Source organism: Citrobacter sp. wls757 (assembly GCF_005280935.1).
GTDB classification, from domain to species: Bacteria; Pseudomonadota; Gammaproteobacteria; order Enterobacterales; family Enterobacteriaceae; genus Citrobacter; species Citrobacter portucalensis.
The window spans coordinates 1-4,353 of record NZ_SZWU01000064.1; the positions used below are offsets into that span (position 1 = coordinate 1).

General features: G+C 52.5%; 4 protein-coding genes. All 4 read left to right on the top strand.

What is annotated here, in order from left to right; translation table 11 throughout:
* Positions 1-96: 96 nt before the first annotated feature.
* The 4 genes from dcuA to FDW94_RS18335 all read left to right on the top strand — a co-directional run bounded on the left by dcuA (position 97) and on the right by FDW94_RS18335 (position 4,171).
* On the top strand, positions 97-1,398 hold the full coding sequence (gene dcuA, locus FDW94_RS18320; protein ID WP_003830670.1) for an anaerobic C4-dicarboxylate transporter DcuA: 1,302 nt from the start codon (positions 97-99) through the stop codon (positions 1,396-1,398).
* Between the two features lie 128 nt (positions 1,399-1,526).
* Positions 1,527-1,874 carry a divalent cation tolerance protein CutA gene (gene cutA / locus FDW94_RS18325; RefSeq protein WP_003025447.1) on the top strand — a complete coding sequence of 116 codons (348 nt, stop codon included), beginning with the start codon at positions 1,527-1,529 and terminating at the stop codon, positions 1,872-1,874.
* Complete coding sequence (locus tag FDW94_RS18330; RefSeq protein WP_137378057.1) at positions 1,850-3,559, top strand: protein-disulfide reductase DsbD; 1,710 nt, start codon at positions 1,850-1,852, stop codon at positions 3,557-3,559. Before cutA ends, FDW94_RS18330 begins: the two co-directional genes overlap by 25 nt.
* Before the next feature lie 36 nt (positions 3,560-3,595).
* Positions 3,596-4,171, top strand: coding sequence for a transcriptional regulator (locus FDW94_RS18335; RefSeq protein ID WP_008785982.1), 576 nt, complete (start codon positions 3,596-3,598; stop codon positions 4,169-4,171).
* Positions 4,172-4,353 lie beyond the last annotated feature (182 nt).

The window sequence follows — 4,353 nt, forward strand, 5'->3', positions numbered from 1 at the left end:
AGAAGGCACGTCATGATGACGTGCCTTTTTTCTTACTCGAAGTTACTTAAAAACAACAATTTAATATCAACTTGTTAAACAACAAGGAAGGCTAATATGATAGTTTTAGAACTTATCATCGTTTTGCTGGCAATCTTTTTAGGTGCCAGACTTGGGGGTATCGGTATTGGATTTGCAGGTGGGCTGGGTGTTCTGGTTCTCGCCGCTATCGGCGTAAAACCCGGTAATATCCCGTTCGATGTTATTTCCATCATCATGGCGGTTATCGCTGCCATTTCAGCTATGCAGATTGCAGGTGGTCTGGACTATCTGGTTCATCAAACTGAAAAACTGCTGCGTAAAAACCCGAAATACATCACGATCCTTGCACCTATCGTGACCTATTTCCTGACTATCTTCGCAGGTACCGGCAACATCTCTCTGGCAACGCTGCCAGTTATCGCCGAAGTTGCGAAGGAACAAGGGATCAAACCTTGCCGTCCGCTCTCTACTGCAGTGGTTTCTGCACAGATTGCGATTACGGCTTCTCCAATCTCCGCAGCCGTGGTTTACATGTCTTCCGTAATGGAAGGTCATGGCATCAGCTACATTCACCTGCTGTCCGTGGTCATTCCGTCCACCCTGCTGGCTGTTCTGGTCATGTCCTTCCTGGTAACTGCACTGTTCAACTCCAAACTGTCTGACGATCCGATTTATCGTAAGCGTCTGGAAGAAGGCCTGGTTGAACTGCGCGGTGAAAGACAAGTTGAAATCAAAGCTGGCGCGAAAACCTCCGTTTGGTTGTTCCTGCTGGGCGTGGTTTGTGTCGTCGTATATGCGATCGTCAACAGCCCAAGCCTCGGTCTGGTCGCTAAGCCGCTGATGAACACCACCAACGCAATCCTGATCATCATGCTGAGCATCGCGACGCTGACCACGATCATCTGCCGCGTTGAAACTGACTCCATCCTGAACTCCAGCACTTTCAAAGCCGGTATGAGCGCCTGTATTTGTATCCTGGGTGTTGCATGGCTGGGTGATACCTTCGTATCTCACAACATTGACTGGATCAAAGATACTGCAGGTAGCGTAATTCAGGGTCATCCGTGGCTGCTGGCTGTCATCTTCTTCTTTGCTTCTGCACTGCTGTACTCTCAGGCTGCAACCGCTAAAGCACTGATGCCGATGGCTCTGGCTCTGAACGTTTCCCCACTGACTGCTGTTGCGTCTTTCGCCGCGGTTTCTGGCCTGTTCATTCTGCCAACCTACCCAACTCTGGTTGCGGCAGTTCAGATGGATGACACCGGTACAACTCGCATCGGTAAATTCGTCTTTAACCATCCGTTCTTCATCCCGGGTACTCTGGGTGTGGTTCTGGCTGTCTGCTTCGGCTTCTTGCTGGGCAGCTTCATGTTGTAAGTTTTTCCTGCAGGGTGCCTGGGCGCCCTGCAGTTCCTCCTCCCCACCCCGCTTTAACTAACATCCTTCCCTCGTCCGTTGTATAGTGACCATTCTTTTGCTGGTTACTCTGTTCTTTCGAGGTGTTTATGCTTGATGTAAAGAGTCAGGATATTTCCATCCCCGATACCGTTGTGGTGCTCTGTACCGCCCCGGATGAAGCAACCGCCCAGGATCTCGCCGCCAAAGTGCTGGCGGAAAAGCTGGCTGCTTGCGTGACCCTGCTACCCGGTGCGACCTCCCTCTACTATTGGGAAGGCAAACTGGAACAGGAATATGAAGTCCAGATGATTTTAAAAACCACCGTCACACACCAGCAAGCCCTTCTCGATTGCCTGAAGTCACATCATCCATATCAAACACCTGAACTTCTGGTTTTACCCGTCACTCACGGAGACTTTGATTACCGCTCATGGCTCAACGCATCCTTACGCTGATCCTGCTGCTGTGCAGCACATCTACCTTTGCCGGATTATTTGACGCGCCTGGCCGCTCGCAGTTTGTTCCTGCCGATCGGGCGTTTGTTTTTGATTTTCAGCAAAACCAACACGATCTGAACCTCACATGGCAGGTTAAAGATGGCTACTATCTGTATCGCAAACAGATAAGCATTACGCCATCTCAGGCCGATATTGCTGAGGTAAAATTGCCGCCAGGCGTCTGGCATGAAGATGAGTTTTACGGCAAAAGTGAGATTTACCGTAAACAGCTGACTGTCCCGATCACGGTCAATCAGGCTAAGTCTGGCGCAACATTAACGGTCACATATCAGGGCTGCGCCGACGCTGGATTTTGCTATCCGCCAGAAACAAAAACGGTGCCATTAAGTGAAGTGTCTGCTGGTTCCGCGGCCGCCTCTGCGCCAGCCCCAGCCACTGCAGATCCGCAAGAGAAACCGCAGCCCACGGCCCAACTCCCCTTCTCCGCGTTGTGGGCATTGCTGATCGGAATTGGTATCGCGTTTACGCCTTGCGTACTGCCGATGTATCCGTTGATTTCCGGTATCGTACTGGGTGGCAAGCAACGCTTATCAACCGGACGGGCACTGCTGCTGACGTTTATCTACGTTCAAGGTATGGCGCTCACCTATACCGCGCTGGGTTTGGTTGTTGCAGCCGCCGGTTTGCAGTTTCAGGCTGCGCTTCAGCATCCCTACGTCTTGATTGGCCTTGCCGTCATCTTTACGCTGCTGGCTCTGTCGATGTTTGGCTTGTTCACGCTGCAATTGCCTTCATCACTGCAAACGCGTCTCACGCTAATGAGTAACCGCCAGCAAGGCGGCTCTCCCGGCAGCGTCTTTGCGATGGGGGCGATTGCTGGCCTCATCTGTTCTCCTTGCACAACGGCCCCGCTAAGCGCGATTTTGCTGTATATCGCTCAGAGCGGGAACATGTGGCTGGGAGGCGGCACACTGTATCTGTATGCGTTGGGGATGGGATTACCCCTGATGCTGATTACCGTATTTGGCAACCGCCTGCTGCCTAAAAGTGGCCCATGGATGGAACATGTCAAAACCGCTTTTGGCTTTGTCATTCTGGCGCTTCCCGTCTTCTTACTCGAACGTATCGTTGGCGACGAGTGGGGCGTTCGCTTATGGTCACTGCTAGGCGTCGCGTTCTTTGGCTGGGCGTTCATCACCAGCCTGCAGGCAAAGCACGCCTGGATGCGCATCGTGCAGATTGTCCTGTTAGCCGCAGCGCTTGTCAGTGTACGTCCATTGCAAGACTGGGCGTTCGGCGCGCCACATGCTCAAACCCAGGCACATCTTAACTTCACATCGGTGGCATCGGTAGATGCGTTAAATCAAGCACTGGCGCAAGCTAAAGGCAGGCCAGTCATGCTGGATCTGTATGCCGACTGGTGTGTAGCCTGTAAGGAATTTGAAAAGTACACGTTCAGTAATCCGCAGGTTCAGCAAGCGCTAGGCAACACGGTGCTATTGCAGGCGGATGTGACAGCAAACAATGCCCAGGATGTCGCTCTCCTGAAACATCTACAGGTTTTAGGTTTGCCGACTATCTTGTTCTTTGATGCCGAGGGGAAAGAGCACCCGGAAGCTCGGGTTACGGGCTTTATGGATGCCGCGACCTTCAGCGCACATTTGCGCGATCGCCAACCGTGAGCGACACTTGCAACAGGAAATACGGAGGAGAATACCGTGCAACGTGAAGATGTCCTGGGAGAAGCCCTGAAATTACTTGAGGTGCAAGGGATAGCCAATACCACGCTGGAAATGGTGGCCGAACGCATCGATTATCCTCTGGATGAACTGCAGCGCTTTTGGCCCGATAAAGAGGCCATTCTGTACGATGCGCTACGCTACCTCAGCCAGCGGGTGGATATCTGGCGGCGTCAGCTTTTGCTGGATGACACACTGAGCGCTGAGCAGAAATTACTGGCGCGCTACACCGCGCTCTCCGAATGCGTGAGCAATAATCGCTATCCCGGCTGTCTGTTCATCGCCGCTTGTACGTTTTACCCCGATCCCGGGCATCCGATCCATCAGTTAGCCGATCAGCAAAAAAAGGCGGCACATGACTTCACCCATGAGCTGCTGACGACGCTGGAAGTTGACGACCCGGCAATGGTCGCCAAACAGATGGAACTGGTGCTGGAAGGCTGCCTGAGCCGCATGCTGGTTAATCGTAGCCATGCTGATGTCGAAACGGCACACCGCCTGGCTGAAGATATCCTGCGCTTTGCCCAGTGCCGAATGGGCGGTGCGCTGACCTAAGCGAGCATTATCTGTTTTCGTCGCCTCTGTCGGAAATATTTGTGCAAACTTCAGGCATAACCATGCAGATTGCCGCAATATTAAGCGGTTGAACAATGTTTCCAGAAATTTGATTGACTGACAGACGTGAATACGGTTTAATGCGCCCCGTTGCCCGGATAGCTCAGTCGGTAGAGCAGGGG

Excerpts from the sequence above, each read along its gene's own strand:
- dcuA (WP_003830670.1), top strand. The coding sequence starts at position 97 with ATGATAGTTTTAGAACTTATCATCGTTTTGCTGGCAATCTTTTTAGGT.
- FDW94_RS18330 (WP_137378057.1), top strand. The coding sequence starts at position 1,850 with ATGGCTCAACGCATCCTTACGCTGATCCTGCTGCTGTGCAGCACATCT.
- cutA (WP_003025447.1), top strand. The coding sequence starts at position 1,527 with ATGCTTGATGTAAAGAGTCAGGATATTTCCATCCCCGATACCGTTGTG.